The organism is Leucobacter chromiireducens (assembly GCF_003917135.1).
Taxonomy (GTDB): Bacteria; Actinomycetota; Actinomycetes; order Actinomycetales; family Microbacteriaceae; genus Leucobacter; species Leucobacter chromiireducens_A.
This window is the reverse complement of sequence record NZ_RPDI01000014.1, coordinates 69,072-85,075: the sequence shown is the minus strand read 5'-3', so window position 1 is coordinate 85,075 and position 16,004 is coordinate 69,072. Positions and strand designations below refer to the sequence as shown.

At 70.0% G+C, this 16,004-nt stretch carries 12 protein-coding genes; 4 read left to right on the top strand and 8 right to left on the bottom strand.

Annotated features, from left to right (window positions below; translation table 11 throughout):
* Entirely contained in the window at positions 1 to 1,230 is a 1,230-nt protein-coding gene (locus EGM46_RS15195; RefSeq protein ID WP_125099748.1) for an HNH endonuclease signature motif containing protein, read from the top strand.
* A 33-nt stretch (positions 1,231 to 1,263) separates the two neighbouring features.
* On the opposite strand, the gene EGM46_RS08625 is transcribed toward EGM46_RS15195, so the two are convergent.
* The 6 genes from EGM46_RS08625 to dut form a co-directional block, all read right to left on the bottom strand.
* Positions 1,264 to 2,514 (bottom strand): NADH:flavin oxidoreductase, encoded by a 1,251-nt coding sequence (locus EGM46_RS08625; RefSeq protein WP_125099747.1) that lies wholly within the window; start codon positions 2,512 to 2,514, stop codon positions 1,264 to 1,266.
* A 109-nt stretch (positions 2,515 to 2,623) separates the two neighbouring features.
* The gene (dxs, locus tag EGM46_RS08620; RefSeq protein ID WP_125099756.1) at positions 2,624 to 4,546 is read right to left on the bottom strand and encodes a 1-deoxy-D-xylulose-5-phosphate synthase; all 1,923 of its coding nucleotides are present in this window, start codon (positions 4,544 to 4,546) and stop codon (positions 2,624 to 2,626) included.
* Between the two features lie 175 nt (positions 4,547 to 4,721).
* Complete coding sequence (gene acnA / locus EGM46_RS08615; protein WP_125099746.1) at positions 4,722 to 7,409, bottom strand: aconitate hydratase AcnA; 2,688 nt, start codon at positions 7,407 to 7,409, stop codon at positions 4,722 to 4,724.
* A gap of 62 nt (positions 7,410 to 7,471) precedes the next feature.
* A complete protein-coding gene (locus EGM46_RS08610) occupies positions 7,472 to 8,290 on the bottom strand; it encodes a DUF3159 domain-containing protein (RefSeq protein ID WP_125099745.1) in 819 nt (272 codons plus the stop codon).
* Entirely contained in the window at positions 8,287 to 9,021 is a 735-nt protein-coding gene (locus EGM46_RS08605; RefSeq protein WP_125099744.1) for a DUF3710 domain-containing protein, read from the bottom strand. The genes EGM46_RS08610 and EGM46_RS08605 overlap by 4 nt, the downstream gene beginning before the upstream one ends.
* Positions 9,022 to 9,093: 72 nt before the next feature.
* On the bottom strand, positions 9,094 to 9,561 hold the full coding sequence (dut, locus tag EGM46_RS08600; protein ID WP_125099743.1) for a dUTP diphosphatase: 468 nt from the start codon (positions 9,559 to 9,561) through the stop codon (positions 9,094 to 9,096).
* A 78-nt stretch (positions 9,562 to 9,639) separates the two neighbouring features.
* On the opposite strand from dut, the gene EGM46_RS08595 reads away from it, so the two are divergent.
* Complete coding sequence (locus EGM46_RS08595) at positions 9,640 to 10,131, top strand: DUF3093 domain-containing protein (protein WP_125099742.1); 492 nt, start codon at positions 9,640 to 9,642, stop codon at positions 10,129 to 10,131.
* 99 nt (positions 10,132 to 10,230) lie between these two features.
* Here the strand turns inward: EGM46_RS08595 and EGM46_RS08590 are convergent, their stop codons facing one another.
* Positions 10,231 to 10,521, bottom strand: a complete 291-nt coding sequence (locus EGM46_RS08590; protein WP_125099741.1) for a DUF4193 domain-containing protein — start codon at positions 10,519 to 10,521, stop codon at positions 10,231 to 10,233.
* Between the two features lie 245 nt (positions 10,522 to 10,766).
* Here EGM46_RS08590 and sepH point away from each other — a divergent pair, with 245 nt between their 5' ends.
* Positions 10,767 to 12,149, top strand: a complete 1,383-nt coding sequence (sepH, locus tag EGM46_RS08585) for a septation protein SepH (protein ID WP_125099740.1) — start codon at positions 10,767 to 10,769, stop codon at positions 12,147 to 12,149.
* Here sepH and EGM46_RS08580 read toward each other — a convergent pair.
* On the bottom strand, positions 12,146 to 13,423 hold the full coding sequence (locus EGM46_RS08580) for an alkaline phosphatase family protein (protein ID WP_125099755.1): 1,278 nt from the start codon (positions 13,421 to 13,423) through the stop codon (positions 12,146 to 12,148). The two genes, sepH and EGM46_RS08580, sit on opposite strands and share 4 nt — an antisense overlap.
* A 10-nt stretch (positions 13,424 to 13,433) precedes the next feature.
* Here EGM46_RS08580 and EGM46_RS08575 point away from each other — a divergent pair, with 10 nt between their 5' ends.
* Positions 13,434 to 15,884 (top strand): DNA gyrase/topoisomerase IV subunit A, encoded by a 2,451-nt coding sequence (locus EGM46_RS08575; RefSeq protein WP_125099739.1) that lies wholly within the window; start codon positions 13,434 to 13,436, stop codon positions 15,882 to 15,884.
* The last annotated feature ends 120 nt before the right edge of the window (positions 15,885 to 16,004 follow it).

Below are 16,004 nucleotides of genomic sequence, written 5' to 3'. Positions count from 1 at the left end.
GTGGTTGGGGTGCGTGGGGAGTACGAGGCGGCGGTGTTGGGGCGTGCGTTGGAGTACACGCCGGAGCGGTTGCGGCCGGTCGCGCGGCGCTACGCGCGGGAACTCGCCGTGCAGCTCCAGGCCCCGGACGCCGCCCCGGCCGGCACGGCAGGCGGCACGGAGGCGGGCGCAGGCACGGCAGGCGCTGGCACTAGCACGGGCGCGGGCGTGCCCGGTGATGCCGACACCAGCACTGGCACGGAGAGCAGCACGGTTGCTTCTGTGGGGTGTGAGCGGCGGGTGTGGGTGTGGGATCGGGAGGATGGCATGTCGGACCTGGTCGCGCGTATGCCCGCGATCGAGGCGCACGCGATCAAGGACCGGTTGACCAGGCTCGCGAAGTCCGCCGAACGCACCACCACACCCGCCCGCCCGGGCACCCCAGACACCCCAAGCACCACCGATGCCCCAGACACCTCAGGCGCCCCCGATGCCCCAGGCCTCCTTGCTGCGCGCAGCTCGCGCAGTAGGCGGAGGAGTCGGGACCAGGCCCGCGTTGACGTGCTGCGCGATCTCCTCCTTTCGGGGGACCCGTTCGCGCTCCGTGCGGGGTCCCCGGCAGAGGCCGTGAGCGCGCGCATCCAACTCATCGTCACCGCACCCCCACACACCCCAGACACCAGCCCGGGTACCCCAGGCCCCGGAAGCGATCAGGCCGGCACGGTCCCCGCCTTGGGTGTGGCGGAGCTTGTCGGGTCCGGCCCGATGACGACACACGCTATCCGCCCGTATCTCGCGCACACGGACACGTGGGAACACGTCACCGTGTCAACTGGTGGGGAGGTGCTCAGTGTGGGGCGGTATCGGCCCAGCGCGGCGATGCGCCGCTTCCTCGGCGCGAGAGACTTGCACTGCAGGTTCCCGGGCTGCCGGGTACCTCTCGCGCACTGCGATATCGATCACACGGTCGCTGCCGCAGACGGCGGCGCAACCTCTACCACGAACCTCGCACACCTGTGTCGGGGGCATCACACCCTGAAACACCACACGGACTGGGACCTCACCCAGGACCCTCGCGGGGTGATGCGCTGGCGCAGCCCGACCGGGCGCACGCATACCGATACCCCGCCCAGCCGGGTCAGGTTCCACAGGCCAACACCAGACACCCCAGATGCCTCGGATGCTCCGGATGCAGCGGATGCTGCGAAGCCCGCTGGCACCTCGGGCGACCCCAACACAATGCCCTTCTGACCGCCACCTGACCGCCACACCCAGCGCGAGCAGCTACGCCCCGGCGGTGACGGCGTTCGCGCCCAGCGCGGGCCGCGGAATCTCCGTGCAGCGCGTCCCCGAGTAGATCGTCGGCATGCACCGATTGCAGTGAATGCAGAGCGAGCGCTTCGCGGGATTGTGCGAGATCTGCGCAATCAAGTCCGGCTCGCGGAGCAGCGCGCGCCCCATCGCTACGAACGAGAAGCCCTCCGCCATCGCCCGATCCATCCCCTCCCGGTCGGTCACACCACCGAGCAGGATCAGTGGCGTCTTCAGCTCACGCTGGAACTGGCGCGCCTGCTCCAGGAAGTAGAGCGGACGGAAGCGATACTTCCGCAGGAAGAGCGACCCGAACACCCCGAGCCCCAGCCGCAACAGCGGATTATGCTGCGCCGCCGCAAACTCGCGCACCGGGACATCACCCGTGAAGAGATACATCGGGTTCAGCAGGCTCGAGCCGCCCGTGAGTTCCAGCGCGTCGAGCGTGCCATCCAACTCGATCATGCGTGCCGTCTCGAGCGACTCCTCGATCTGGATGCCGCGAGACGAGCCGTCCTCAATGTTGAGCTTCGCGATCACCGCGACATCGTCGCCCACTGCCTCCCGCACCGAGACCAGCAGCTCGCGTGCGAGGCGCGCGCGGTTCGCCAGCGAGCCGCCATACGCGTCCTTCCTGCGGTTCAGTCCCGGCGACAGGAACGAGCTCGCGAGGTAGTTGTGCCCCAGGTGAATCTCGACCGCGTCGAACCCCACATCCCGCGCCATGCGCGCCGCCTCCGCGTGCTGACGCGTGATCCGCTGCAGATCCTCGAGCCGCGCCACCCGGTTCGGACGCAAGCCCAGCATGTTGATCGAACGGCTCGGCGCGAGCGACGGATGCCCCGTCGACGACGGATCCGCCACCGGGCCAGCATGCCCGATCTGCGCCGACACCTTCGCACCCGTCTTGTGGATCTCCTCGGTGAGCCTGCGCAGGCCAGGCAACGCCGCCGGTCGCCAGTAGATCTGATCGCCACTCGTGCGCCCCTCGGGCGAGGTCGCCAGATACGCGACCGTCGTCATCCCCACGCCGCCACGCGCCGGAGCTGCGTGATACTCGATCAGCTCGTCGCTCACCAGATCGTTCGGTGTCGCACCCTCAAACGTCGCAGACTTGATGATGCGGTTGCGCAGCGTGATCGGCCCGAGCTGCGCCGGCGCGAGCGGGTCGGGCGGGGTGCGGTCTGCGGTGCTGGAGTGGGGCGGGGAGGGCGTCGAAGTCATGCCCTCACGCTACAAAGTTGCGTTCCCCGCTCCTCCAACGTGAGTGCGCGCACGAGAACCTTGAGCGAGGCTCACGACGGGCGTGCGCACCCGGGTCCCCCGCGAACGCCTAGCCTGCGCGGTCGGGGCGCGCGATCGGGATCTTCACGCCGCGCACCTGCGCGGAGACGTCGGCCGCGATCTGCGCGGCGGTGAGCCCCGCGTCGTGCAGCAGCTCGTCCCGGCTCGCGTGCAGCAGAAACTCGTCGGGCGTCCCCAGCTCGCTCACGGCAGTGTCGACCTCCGCGTCGCGGAGCGCCTGCCGAATTCGCGTGCCGATCCCGCCGACGCGGATGCCGTCCTCCACGCTGATCACGATTCGATGCGCGCGCGCCAGCTCGACCACCGAATCGGCGACGGGCACCACCCAACGGGGATCGATCACCGTCGAGGAGATGCCCTGCGCGGCGAGCAGATCCGAGGCCTCGAGCGCGATGTGCGCCATCGGCCCGACGGTGACGAACAGCACATCGCGCTCGTTCGCCTCCGGGGGCACCTCGCGCAGCACGTCGACCCCGTCCTCGGTGCGCCGCACGGCGGGGAGCGCGGCGCCGACCGAGCCCTTCGGGTAGCGGATCACGGTCGGCCCGTCGGTGATGGCGACGGCCTCCCCCAGCAGCTCGCGGAGCGTCGCCTCGTCGCGCGGCGACGCGATGCGAATGCCGGGCACGATCTGCAGCGTCGCGAGGTCCCACACGCCGTTGTGGCTCGCGCCGTCCGGGCCGGTGAGCCCGGCGCGATCGAGCACGAAAGTCACGCCGGCCCGGTGTAGCGCCACGTCCATGAGGAGCTGATCGAAGGCCCGATTCATGAAGGTCGCATAGATCGCCACCACGGGGTGCAGGCCCCCGTATGCGAGGCCTGCGGCGCTCGTGACCGCGTGCTGCTCCGCGATCCCCACGTCGTAGACGCGGGCAGGGTGCCGTTCGGCGAGCGCGTCGAGCCCCGTCGGAGCGAGCATGGCGGCGGTGATGCCGACGATGCGCTCGTCCGCGTCAGCGAGTTCGACGATTCGGTCGCGGAACACCCCGGTCCAGCTCGGCCCGTTGGAGACGGCGACCGGCTCGCCGTTACCCGGGTTGATCTGCCCGACCGAGTGGAACTGATCCGCCGCATCGTTCTCGGCCGGTGCGTAGCCGCGGCCCTTCTCGGTGATCACGTGCACGAGGGTGGGGCGCCCGTAGCCCTTGGCTTGGCGCAGCACCTCCTCGACGGCGGTGAGGTCGTGGCCGTCCACCGGGCCGAGGTACTTGATGTCGAGGTTGGAGTAGAGGTGGTCGTTGTTGCTCGCGCGGCTGAGGAAGCCGTGCAGCGCACCGCGCGCACCGCGGTAGATCGTGCGGCCGGGGCGGCCAAAGCGCGAGAAGAGTTTCTCGCTCCCCTCCTGCAGATCCCGGTAGGTGTCCTTCGACCGCACGGAGTTCAGGAACCGGGCCATGCCGCCGATGGTCGGCGCGTACGAACGACCGTTGTCGTTCACCACGATGACGAGATTGCGATCGTTGTCATCGGTGATGTTGTTGAGCGCCTCCCAGGTCATGCCCCCGGTCAGCGCGCCGTCTCCGACGAGTGCCACGACGTGGCGATCCTCCTGGCCGGTGCGCGCGAACGCGCGCGAGATGCCGTCGGCCCAGCTCAGCGAGCTCGACGCGTGGGAGCTCTCGACGATGTCGTGCTCGGACTCCGCGCGCTGCGGGTACCCCGCGAGGCCACCGCGCCGGCGTAGCAGCGAGAAGTCCTTGCGGCCGGTGAGGAGCTTGTGCACGTAGCTCTGGTGCCCGGTGTCGAACACGATGGGGTCCCGCGGGGACTCAAACACGCGGTGCATGGCGATCGTCAGCTCCACGACACCCAGATTGGGGCCGAGGTGACCGCCCGTCTTGGCGACTTCGGCGATGAGGAACTCGCGGATCTCGGCGGCGAGCGTTCGACACTCGTCCGGGGTGAGGTGATCGAGATCGCGTGGACCGTCGATTCCATCCAGGATCGCCACCCGCATACCTCCCCTTCTGTCCGTCGCGCGTGACGGAGCATCCACTCAGTCTACCCGCCGAGTGGCTGGCCCCGAGGCCATCCAGCGCGCGGGCGCTCAAGCGTGAGGAAACGCGCGGAGCCCCGCACGAGTACATCGTGCGGGGCTCCGTCGCTGTCTCAGGAGACGGCGGGGACTAGACCAGCGAGCGCAGCACGTACTGCAGGATGCCGCCGTTGCGGTAGTAGTCCGCCTCACCCGGGGTGTCGATACGCACGACCGCGTCGAAGCTGACGGCGGTGCCGTCCTCCTTCGTCGCGGTGACGGCGACCGTCTTCGGGGTGACGCCCTCGTTCAGCGCGGTGACGCCGACGATGTCGAAGCGCTCCGTGCCGTCCAGGCCGAGCGAATCTGCGCTCTCGCCAGCGGGGAACTGCAGCGGAAGCACGCCCATACCGATGAGGTTCGAGCGGTGGATGCGCTCGAAGCTCTCCGTGATGACCGCCTTCACGCCGAGGAGGCTGGTACCCTTTGCCGCCCAGTCGCGCGACGAGCCGGAGCCGTACTCCTTGCCGCCGAGCACCACGAGCGGCACGCCGGCCGCCTGGTAGTTCTGCGACGCGTCGTAGATGTACGACTTGGGGCCACCCTCGAGCGTGAAGTCGCGGGTGAAGCCACCCTCGACGCCAGCGCCGTCGTTCTCGGCGGCGAGCAGCTGGTTCCGCAGGCGGATGTTCGCGAAGGTGCCGCGGATCATGACCTCGTGGTTGCCACGGCGCGAGCCGTAGGTGTTGAAGTCGCGCACGGCGATGCCGTTCTCGATGAGGTACTGACCAGCGGGCGTCTCCGCGCGGAAGCTACCGGCGGGGCTGATGTGGTCGGTCGTCACCGAGTCGCCGAGCTTCGCGAGCACGCGGGCACCCGAGATGTCGGTGACGGGGACGGTCTCGAGCGTCATGCCTTCGAAGTACGGCGCCTTGCGCACGTAGGTCGACTTCTCGTCCCACGCGAAGGTGTTGCCGTCCGGGGTGGGCAGCGACGTCCAGTGCTCATCGCCGTCGAAGACCGTTGCGTACTTCGACTCGAACATGTCCGAGTCGATCGACGCGTCGGCGATCTTCTGCACCTCGGTGGGGTCCGGCCAGATGTCGCGGAGGAAGACGTCGTTGCCGTCCTGATCCTGCCCGAGCGCCTGGGTCTCGAAGTCGAAGTCCATCGTGCCGGCAAGCGAGTACGCGATCACGAGCGGCGGGCTCGCGAGGTAGTTCATCTTGATGTCCGGGTTGATGCGGCCCTCGAAGTTCCGGTTGCCCGAGAGCACCGCGGTGACCGCGAGATCGTTCTCGTTGACCGCCTGGGAGATCTCCTCATTGAGGGGACCCGAGTTGCCGATGCAGGTCACGCAGCCGTAGCCCACCGTGTAGAAGCCCAGCGCCTCGAGATCCTGGTTGAGACCCGACTTCTCGTAGTAGTCGGTGACCACCTTCGAGCCGGGAGCCAGCGTGGTCTTCACCCACGGCTGCGCCTTCAGGCCCTTTGCGACCGCGTTCCGAGCCAGCACGCCAGCGGCGAGCATCACCGAGGGGTTCGAGGTGTTCGTGCAGGAGGTGATCGACGCGAGGGTGACCGCGCCGTGATCCAGCTCGAACTCGTTGCCAGCCTGATCCTTCACCTTCGCCGGGTTCGCGGCGGCGGCGTAGTTCTTGAGGTCGCTCTCGAACTGCGTCTTCGCGGCGGTCAGCTCGATGCGATCCTGCGGGCGCTTCGGGCCGGCGATCGAGGACACCACCGTGCCGAGGTCCAGCTCAAGGTACTCGCTGAAGGAGGGCTCAACGGCGGGGTTGTGCCACATGCCCTGCTCCTGCGTGTACGCCTTGATGAGCTCGATCTGCTCCTCGCTGCGGCCGGTGAGGCGCAGGTAGTCGAGCGTCACGTCGTCGACCGGGAACATTGCCGCGGTCGAGCCGAACTCGGGGCTCATGTTGCCGATCGTCGCGCGGTTCGCGAGCGGCACCGAGCCGACGCCCTCGCCGTAGAACTCGACGAACTTGCCGACCACGCCGTGCTGGCGCAGCATCTGCGTGATGGTGAGCACGACGTCGGTCGCGGTGACGCCGGCGGGGATCTTGCCCGAGAGCTTGAACCCAACGACGCGCGGGATCAGCATGGAGATGGGCTGGCCGAGCATGGCGGCCTCCGCCTCGATGCCGCCGACGCCCCAGCCGAGCACGCCGAGACCGTTCTCCATCGTGGTGTGCGAGTCGGTGCCGACACAGGTGTCGGGGTACGCCTGCAGAGCGCCGTTCACCTCGCGGGTGAAGGTGACGCGCGCGAGGTACTCAATGTTGACCTGGTGCACGATGCCGGTCCCCGGCGGGACGACCTTGAACTCGTCGAACGCGCCCTGGCCCCAGCGGAGGAACTGGTAGCGCTCGCCGTTGCGCTGGTACTCGATCTCGACGTTGCGCGCGGCCGCGCCTGCGGTGCCGTACACATCGGAGATGACCGAGTGGTCGATGACCATCTCAGCGGGAGCCAGCGGGTTGATCTTGTCGGGCGTGCCACCCAGGTCGACGACGGCCTCGCGCATGGTGGCGAGGTCGACGACGCAGGGCACGCCGGTGAAGTCCTGCATGATCACGCGCGCGGGCGTGAACTGGATCTCCGTGTCGGGCTCGGCCGACGGATCCCAGTTGCCGAGAGCCTCAATGTGCGCGCGGGTGACGTTGGCGCCATCCTCCGTGCGGAGCAGGTTCTCGAGCAGTACCTTCAGGCTGTACGGCAGACGCTCGTGACCCGGGACCTGATCGATCCGGTAGATCTCGTACTCCCGCTCGCCGACGGCGAGGGTGCTCTTCGCGTCGAAGCTGTTGACGGCTCCCATGAGGCTCCTCCAATTTATCTCGATGTCAAGATAACTCTACACCGAAATGCAGCGGCTCGCGCTCACTCCGGCGGGGCGTTGTGCCCTGTGTTGTCAACGATATCGGGCCTGGAATCATCTGATGATTTCGTCACGCGCCGCACCACGTACCACGTCACCACGATGACGGCGGCGAAGAGGGGCGTCCCCATCACAATTCGCGCTGTGCCGAGCGCCGCGACGTGCTCGCCGAGGTACATCGGCAGCTGCACGGCGAGTCGCGCGACGAAGAGCGCAAGCCAGAGCAGCGTGAGCAGGGTCGCCGCACGTCGCAGCCGAAGCTCGTGGCGCCAGGTCTTGAAGTTCCCGCGCGCAAAGCCAATGGCGAGCCCGATCGCCGGCCACCCGACGAGTAGCGAGATGAGCAGCCCGAGCGACCACGCCGCGTTCACGACGAAGCCCCAGACGAAGTAGTCGACTCCACGGCCGGTGATCAGGGTGATCACGACCGCGATGCCCACGCCGAGCATGCCGGAGAGCGCCGCGACCGGGGTTTCCCGGCGTACGAGGCGCAGCACGAAGAGGAGCACCGCGAGCACGCCGGGGATCAGTGCGGCGAGTCGCGCGTCCTGCGTCGGAACGTAGATCCCCAGGAACAGCAGGCTCGGCACGAGGGTCTCCGCGACGCCGCGCCAGCCGCCGATCGCCGCGAGCAAGCTCTGCGCGGTCAGCTCCTCGCCTGCCGCGCCGGCCTGCACCGCGCGCGCCATGCCGCCGAGGCTGCGCACGTCGGGCGTGGGCCGCGCGCTGTCCGCGGGCTGTGCTCCGGGCTCCGGCTGCGCTCCGGGTGCTGGCTGCGCATCGGGCGCGTCCTGCGGGCTGGGCTCCTCCGCCTGGCTCACGCGGGCTGGGTTCCGCCCTCGGGCGCGGCGGCCTGCACCTGCGCGGCCGCGCCGTCCTGGCGCTGCGCCTGGACGCCGGCAGGGACGCGCAGCGGGAGCAGCTCGCTCGGCGGCATCGGCTGATCGCCGCGCACGACGACGACCTCGCGGAACAGATCGATCACGCGCTCGCGTGCGGCAGCGTCGTCCGCCGCCTTCCCCATGATGACGCCGCGCAGCATCCAGCGCGGGCCGTCGACCGCAACGAAGCGCGCGGCACGCGTGCCGCCGCCCTGCTCGGCGGGGACGGGCGTCTGCACGACGAGCTCCGGTCCGAGCGGACCGTCCTCCTCGACCGCGCTGGCGCCCTGCGCTGCCATCTGCTGCGTGAGCTCGCGGCGCACGCCGTGCCACAGGCCGGTGGTCTTCGGCGCGGCGAAGGCCTGCAGCTGGAGCAGCGACTCGGCGTACTCGAGCGAGACCGCGACGACGCGGTTCGCGCGCTCGTCGACCTCGAGGCGCAGCTGGAGGCCCTCACGCGGGGCGACCTTGATGCCACCCAGATCGACGTAGGGTCGCATCGCGGGGACCTCTGCGGCGTCGAACGGGCCGGCGGCCTCGCGGTCGCTCGGCGCGGACTTGCTCTCGTCGAGCTCCTCGCCTGCGCTCTCGTGCAGCTCAACCGCGTCCGCGGAATCGGCAGCCTGCGCGGCCTCGCGCTCGGCGTCCTGGGTGTCTGGCTTCTCGCTCATGCTGTTTCGTTCCCTCGTCGTGCAGAAAGTGTGGGGTGGTCCGTTGGTGGTGCCGGTGCGTGCCGACTGCGGCTAGGGCTGGGCGCCCGCCGAGCTAGCGCCCGCCGAGCTCACGCCCGTTGAACCGAAGCCGTTCGCCCCGCGCGCGCTGTCGGGCAGCTCGGACACCGGAACGAACACAGCACGTGAGACCGGCATGATGATCACCTGAGCGATCCGATCCCCCACCGCGACCTCGAACGGGTGCTCCCGATCGGTGTTGAGCAGAGTGACCTTGATCTCGCCCCGGTAGCCGGCGTCGACGGTGCCCGGTGAGTTCACCACGGTGATGCCGTGCTTCGCGGCGAGGCCGCTGCGCGGCACCACGAACGCGGCGTAGCCCGTCGGCAGCGCGATCGAGACGCCCGTGCCGATGAGCGCACGCTCACCGGGGCCCAGGGTCACGGCCTCCGCGGCCATCAGGTCCGCACCGGCATCGTCGGCGTGCGCATAGCGGGGCGCCTGCTCGGCCAGAAGTGGAATCTCTACGACATCGCTCACCCGGCCAGGCTATCGGATGCACATGTGTCGCGCTCGCGCGCACACGGAGCGCGCAGGTGAACGCGCGATAATGGGGGCATGACGAGTGACGCCGCCGCGGTTCCCGCGGCTTCCGCTGCCCAGAGCTCCGCCGAGTATCGGGAGCGTCTCATCCCCGGTCCTGGCATGTTCACGGCGCTGCTGCTGCTGGCCCCGGCCGTCGCGCTGATCGCGACGCCGATCAACGCCGCCGCGGCGATCCCGGCCGGCATCATCGCCTACCTCATCGCGGCGGTCACCCTGATCCTGCTCTCCCCGACCATCCGGGTCTCCGGGGGCACGCTGGTGGCGGGGCACGCCTCCATCCCGGTGTCCCAGCTCGGCGAGATCGAGCTCCTCGGCGCGAGCCGGCTGCGCGCGGCGATCGGCCCGGGGCTCGACGCCCGCAGTTACCTGCTCGTGCGCGGCTGGGTGAACCGCGGGATCCGGATCGAGAACATCGACCCGAACGACCCGGCGCCCGTGTGGATCATCACCACGCGCCACCCGCAGAAGCTCGCCGACACGATTCGCTCGGCCCAGGCGGCGTAGCGCTGCCGCGTCGAGCGGGGAACACACGCGTCGGGCCCGGCACCACCAGATCGGTGGTGCCGGGCCCGACGTCGTCTGTGCCCGAAACGCGTGACCGTGTTAGGCCGCGCACTCCGCGCAGATCGGACCGAGGTCCGTCTGGTGGTCCATCTGTGAGCGGTGCCGCACGAGGAAGCAGCTCACGCAGGTGAACTCATCGTCCTGCTGGGGCAGCACGACAACGTCGAGCTCAACGTCAGAGAGATCCGAGCCACCCAGGTCAAAACTCGGGTTGTCCGCATCCTCCGAGTCGAGCCCGGACGCACCCTTCGCTGGGCCGCGTTCCTTCAGGGCCTCAATGGAGTCGGCTTCTTCTTCGGACTTCCGGGGGGCGTCGTAATCGGTGGCCATTCTCTCCTGCAATCTTGTGCCGCGCTTCGGCACCTCAACCTTCGAGCGGCCACAGTCTGCCGTACGATTCCCCTTTCGCGCAAACTCTGAGCCTTGGAGTTCTCTGTGCGCGTACTCAGCGCTGATCTGCGCGGGAGCCGCCGCGCACGCGTCGACGAACGAATCTTTCCCACGCGCCGCAGCAATGTCGCCCCTCGCCCCGTCCGTGTGCCACCCTGGTTCGCGAGCGAGGAAGGGATGCGCCGATGGACGAACTGCGCTTTGTGCGACGTGAGGATCAGACACTGATCGTTGCGAACGCTGCCGACCAGGAATTCCGGCTGGTGGTGGACGACGCGGTGCTCAGCGAACTGCGCAGCCTCAGTCGCCGCGAGCGGGACGCCACCAAGGTGCGCCCCCGCGAGATCCAGTCGCTGATCCGCGCGGGCAAGACCCGCGCGCAGGTGATGGAGGCCACCGGCCTCGAGGAATCGGACATCGAGCGCTACGAGGAGCCCGTGCTCGCCGAGCGTCGCTACATCCTCGAGCGCGCGCACGCCGTTCCGGTGCGCGCCGATTCGCACAGCGACGCCGACCAGCACTTCGGCTCGGTGATCGCCGATCGTCTCGTCTCGCTCGGCGCAGAAGCCAGCGAGTGGGAATCCTGGCGCGACGAGGAGACCGGATGGATGGTCAGCCTCGAGTTCATCTCCCGCGACGTCGCACACCGCGCGGTGTGGGCGTTCGATCACCGCAAGGGCGGCCTCTCCCCCGTCACCCCCGACGCCGTGACGCTCTCGAAGCAGGGCGACGTCGGCGATCGGCTCATCCCGAAGCTCCGCGCGGTCGGCGGCAACGACGGCGCATCGAAGTTTGACTCTGGTGCGTTTGACGCGGCCGCGCTCCGCACGGAGGACGACGCGGCCGACACGCAGGACGAGCACACACCGGACGCGTCCGCGCAGGCCTCGTCCGCGCAGCACGAGCGCACCCTCGGCGCTGGGAGCTCCGAGCTCGACGTCGACGCCGACTACGAGCGCAAGCGCGAGATCGATCAGCGCGCCATCAAGACGCACGAGACAGAGCCGATCGACCTCAGCCAGACCGCCGATCTCCTTGACGCCCTGCGCCGCCGCCGCGGCGAGCGTGACGAGGCGAACCGGGCCGCGGCGCAGGCCGACATCGACTCCCTCGAGGCCGCGCGCGAGGTGCCGGCCACGAGCGACGCTGACTCGGACACCGAAGCCGGCCCCGCGCCGAGCGCGCAGAGCTCGCAGCCGCAGGCGGCGCCTCGGAGCATCTGGGGTGCGAGCGGCGTGAGCGGCTCAGCGCCGCCCCTCCGCCCAGCGACCCCGCACGATGCGCCGGGCGCCGGGGAGACCCCGGCACGCCCAGCAGATGGCGGCGCGCGGGAGACCGGAGCCGGCGGCTCACCAGACTCCGGAGCGACCGACACCGCATCCCCCGACGACCAGGATCAGCACGACACCGCGCCGGTGGCCCGCACGGGTCGGCCGTCTCTGCCGAGCATTGGGCTCGCCGCGCGGCCGGCCCCGGAGCCCGAGAAGGGCGGCAAGAAGGGCCGCGCCTCGATCCCGAGCTGGGACGACATCCTCTTCGGCACGCGCAGCGACGAGGACCCGAACTAGCGGCCGAGCGCCGCGTTCCGCGCAGCGGCGACGCGCGCAACGAGTGCCGCGAAACCGGTGCCCGCGAGCGCGCCGCCGAGGGCGAGCGGCACGCCGCGCTCGTCCTCGCTGAACGAGCCGTGCTGGCCAACGAGTGAGCGCGCAGCAGGCGTGTCCGTGCTGAGGTAGTACGCGACGCGCTTGCGCGCGGCGACGAACAGGTCGCCGAGTCGCGCGGTCACGCTGGGCGCGACCGGCCCGAAGAGTCCGGCCTCGATCGCCTCGTCGCGGGTGAACACCCAGGCACGGTCCCCCTCGGCGGCGGCGATGCGCTCGCGCACCCGATCCACCAGCGCGGGATCCGCCTCCGCCCCGTTCTCCGCGAGATAGAGCGCGCGGAAGCGCGGCTCGCCGCCGACCTCGACGACCCCGTCGAGGAGCCCTGGCACGGTGTCGAGGAGCACGTGCTGCGCGACGGGCACGTCGATGATTCCGTGATCGGCGGTGACCGCGACGCCGACGCCGCCAGGCAGGGTGCGGAGCAGATCGCCCAGCGCAGCGTCGAGTTGCTCAAGCCTGCGCACCCACTCGCTGCTCTCCCAGCCGTGCTCGTGCGCCGCGCGGTCGAGCTCGTCCACGTACAGGTAGATGAGGACCGGTTCGCCCGGCGCCCCCGGGGCGCGACCCGCGGGGCGGAGCGCCTGGGAGGCGAGCGCGAAGCGATCCTCGATGCGCTGACCCGCGAGGTAGTCGGCCCCGCTCAGGATCGCGCGCGTCAGCCCGCCGTCGGCGTGCGCCGGGCGGCCGATCACGACGGAGCGGGCGCCGAGCTCGCGCGCCTGCGCGAAGAGCGGCTCGGCGAGCTGCCAGGAGCGCACGTCCGCGATCCCCTCCCACTCGCTCAGCGTCGTGCGGATGCCGTACTCGGGGTGCCGGATCCGGTAGCCGGCAAGTCCGTGCTCGCCGGGCAGCCGCCCCGTGGTGAGGGCAGTGAGCGCCGCACCGGTGGTGGACGGCGCAACGGTCTCGATCCTGCGCTGCTGGAGCCCGGCGAGCGTGGGCGCGTGGCCCTTTCGCGCGCCGAGGTTCGCGGAGCCGAGGCCGTCGACCACGATGAGCACGAACGCGCGCAGCTCGGGGACGAGGCTGGGGTCGAGGTCGGCGAACTCGGCCGGCGCGCTCGCGCGCGCGAGGGCGAGCCGCGGATCCTTGCCCTGACCACGGGCGATGGCGGCCAAACCGCTTGGCAGAATCGCGGCAAGCCTCGCGCCGTTGTCGGCGGCAATCGGTAGCATATTGACCATTATGACCGAATCGTCCGGAGCCCCACACGAGATCGCCGGCGAACGCATCGAGGACATCGACATCTCGGAAGAGATGGAGGGTTCGTTCCTTGAGTACGCCTATTCAGTGATCTATTCCCGCGCGCTTCCCGATGCGCGCGATGGCCTGAAACCCGTGCAGCGCCGCATCCTCTTCATGATGACCGACATGGGGCTTCGGCCCGAGAAGGGGCACGTGAAGTCGGCACGCGTCGTCGGCGAGGTGATGGGCAAGCTGCACCCGCACGGCGACTCGTCGATCTACGACGCGCTCGTGCGCATGGCCCAGGGCTTCGCCATGCGCCTGCCGCTCGTCGACGGTCACGGCAACTTCGGCTCGCTCGACGACGGCCCGGCCGCGTCGCGGTACACGGAGGCGCGCCTCGCGGGCGCCGCGCTCGCGATGACCGAGTCGCTCGACGAGGACGTCGTCGACTTCGTGCCGAACTACGACAACCAGATCATGCAGCCCGACGTGCTGCCCTCCGCGGTGCCGAACCTGCTCGTCAACGGCGCGAGCGGCATCGCCGTCGGCATGGCGACGAACCTCGCACCGCACAACCTCATCGAGGTGGTCGACGGCGCGAAGCACCTGCTGCACCACCCCGAGGCCACGGTGGACGAACTCATGGAGTTCATCCCCGGGCCGGATCTCCCCGGCGGCGGCACGATCGTCGGGCTGGACGGCGTGAAGGACGCCTACCGCACCGGGCGCGGCGCGTTCCGCACGCGCGCGAAGGTGGCCGTCGAGCAGCTCGGCCCCCGCCGCACTGGCCTCGTCGTTACCGAGCTCCCCTACCTCGTCGGCCCCGAGCGGGTCATCGAGAAGATCAAGCAGGGCGTTGAGGCGAAGAAGCTGTCCGGCATCTCGGACGTCGCCGACCTCACGGACCGCAAGAACGGGCTCCGCCTCGTCATCACACTGAAGACGGGTTTCGCGCCCGAGGCGGTGCTCGAGCAGCTCTACCGCTACACCCCGCTCGAGGACTCGTTCAGCATCAACTCCGTTGCGCTCGTCAACGGGCAGCCGCAGACGCTCGGCCTGCGCGAGATGCTGCGCGTCTTCCTCGATCATCGTCTGTCCGTGATCACCCGCCGCACCGAGTACCGCCTCGGCAAGCGCCGCGACCGCCTGCACCTCGTCGAGGGCCTGCTCATCGCGATCCTCGACATCGACGAGGTCATCCAGCTCATTCGCACGAGCGATGACGCGGAGACCGCGCGGTCCCGCCTCATGCAGGTGTTCGACCTGTCCGAGCTGCAGGCCGAGTACATTCTCGAGCTGCGGCTGCGCCGGCTGACGAAGTTCTCCCGCGTGGAGCTCGAGGCCGAGCGCGATGAGCTGACCGCCGAGATCGCGCAGCTGCTCGAGATCCTCGGCAGCGAGGAGCGCCTCCGCGGCGTCGTTTCGGACGAGTTGGATCAGGCCGCAACGGCCTGGGGCACCCCGCGCCGCACGCTGCTCACCGGTGCCGTGATCCGCCCCACCCGCGCAGCCGCGGCGTCGGCCTCGCTCGAGGTCGCGGATGCGCCATGCACCGTGCTGCTCTCCGTGACCGGGCGCACCCTGCGGATCGAGCGCGACCCCGAAGCGGTCGACGCGCCGCGCGGGCCCTCGCGCGCGACGAAGCACGGCGCGATCCTGGCGAGCGTTGACGGGACCGTACGCGGGGAGCTCGGGGCCGTGCTGAACGACGGCACGCTGCACCGCTTCACCCCCGTTGATCTCCCCGTCGTGCCGACCGCGAGCATCGCGTTCTCAGCCGGCGTGAAGCTCACCGAGTACCTCGGGATCACGGACAAGAAGCTGCGCGTGGTCGGCATCGTGCCGATCGACACCGACACGCCGATTGGCATGTTCACGCAGCAGGGCACCGTGAAGCGTGTGCTGCTCACCGAGCTGCCGGCGAAGCCCAGCTTCGAGGTGATCGGGCTGAAGGCCGGCGACCAGCTCGTCGGCATCTTCCCGGCTCCGGACGGCTCGGAGTTCGCCGCGGTGACGAGCGACGCGCAGCTCCTGCGCTTCGACGCGGCGTCCGTCCGTCCGCAGGGCCGCCCGGCGGGCGGAATGGCCGGCATCCGGCTCGGCGCCGACGCGCGCGTCGTGTTCGCAGCCGCGGTGCCCGACGACGCTGACGCCCGCGTCGTTACCGTTGCCGACAGCTCGATCACGCTGCCGGGCACCGACGTTGCCACCGCGAAGATCACCGACTGGGCTGAGATCCCCGCGAAGGGGCGCGCCACCGGCGGCGTGCGGATTCAGCGCTTCCTGAAGTGGGAGGACCAGATCGCCTGCGCATGGGTGGGCGTCGGAGACGCGCGTGCGCTGGCCGCAGACGGCACCGCACGGAAGCTGCCGGAGGAGCTCGGCAAGCGCGACGGCTCGGGCACACCGATCGACGGCGCGGCGGCCTTCGTCGGCCTGGCCTCGTAGGGGCGCCAGGCCTCAGGCTGATCAGCGCTCGCGCCAGCGCTGATCCCGCGCCTACGCACTTGCGGCGAGTGTGATCCGGAATCGGAGTACCGTTCCGGATCACACTCGCCGCAAGTCGTG

Coding starts and splice junctions, on each gene's coding strand:
- EGM46_RS08580 (WP_125099755.1), bottom strand. CDS start 13,423: ATGCTACCGATTGCCGCCGACAACGGCGCGAGGCTTGCCGCGATTCTG.
- acnA (WP_125099746.1), bottom strand. CDS start 7,409: ATGGGAGCCGTCAACAGCTTCGACGCGAAGAGCACCCTCGCCGTCGGC.
- EGM46_RS08595 (WP_125099742.1), top strand. CDS start 9,640: ATGACGAGTGACGCCGCCGCGGTTCCCGCGGCTTCCGCTGCCCAGAGC.
- EGM46_RS08590 (WP_125099741.1), bottom strand. CDS start 10,521: ATGGCCACCGATTACGACGCCCCCCGGAAGTCCGAAGAAGAAGCCGAC.
- EGM46_RS08575 (WP_125099739.1), top strand. CDS start 13,434: ATGACCGAATCGTCCGGAGCCCCACACGAGATCGCCGGCGAACGCATC.
- EGM46_RS08605 (WP_125099744.1), bottom strand. CDS start 9,021: ATGAGCGAGAAGCCAGACACCCAGGACGCCGAGCGCGAGGCCGCGCAG.
- EGM46_RS08625 (WP_125099747.1), bottom strand. CDS start 2,514: ATGACTTCGACGCCCTCCCCGCCCCACTCCAGCACCGCAGACCGCACC.
- sepH (WP_125099740.1), top strand. CDS start 10,767: ATGGACGAACTGCGCTTTGTGCGACGTGAGGATCAGACACTGATCGTT.